The organism is Salinivibrio costicola subsp. alcaliphilus, assembly GCF_001996185.1.
GTDB classification, from domain to species: domain Bacteria; phylum Pseudomonadota; class Gammaproteobacteria; order Enterobacterales; family Vibrionaceae; genus Salinivibrio; species Salinivibrio costicola.
Map to the genome: position 1 here is coordinate 1 of NZ_MUFR01000122.1, position 632 is coordinate 632.

Below are 632 nucleotides of genomic sequence, written 5' to 3' on the forward strand. Positions count from 1 at the left end.
ATGGCCTGCTCTACTAACAAATTTACAATAACTAAAGGTACCGACAACTACTTTAATTTCACCATTAAAGCTGACGGTTCTACACTGCCTATGACTATTGACGGCACAGACACGTTTATCGCATCCCTTTATCCACTAGATCCCAGTAAGCCTGCAGCAGTTATCGAAAACAAGGTACTGACTGTAAGTGATGCACTTAGCGGAAGGATAGAGTTGCTTATCACAGCAGAAGAGACTGCTGCGCTAGAAATGGACAAAGGCTCTAAAGCAGACCGTTACTACTCTCGCCCAAATTACCGTTTAGTGATAGAGTGTAACACTGTAAATAACGGAAATTTCATAGCGAAGGTACCAGAAGTCTATGTCGATTAAAACTACCCCTAACGTAGATGTAACCACTACTAATACAGATATAGAAAAAAGCGCTAACGACCTGTCTGTAGAAGGCTCTAGCAGAGTATACATTGAGCCTCGTAGTGGGTCTGTTACAGGAAGCAAAAAAGAATATTCTATTGTAGGTGACGGCCTTTATGCTGGGATTAACAGCGAAGAAGCGCCTCAATGGATGATCGATCTGATTGACAGTGTTGTCGACCAAGCGGTAGCTAAAGGGCTGCTAGATTACAACACGC

General features: G+C 42.9%; 2 protein-coding genes. Both read left to right on the top strand.

The annotated features are described in order from the left end of the window. A partial coding sequence (locus BZJ21_RS16415) for a hypothetical protein (RefSeq protein WP_037189746.1) occupies positions 1-372 on the top strand: 372 nt, incomplete at its 5' end. Continuing rightward, positions 362-632 (top strand): hypothetical protein (locus tag BZJ21_RS15455; protein ID WP_131826359.1); only part of this gene is annotated, 271 nt, incomplete at its 3' end. The genes BZJ21_RS16415 and BZJ21_RS15455, both read left to right, overlap by 11 nt.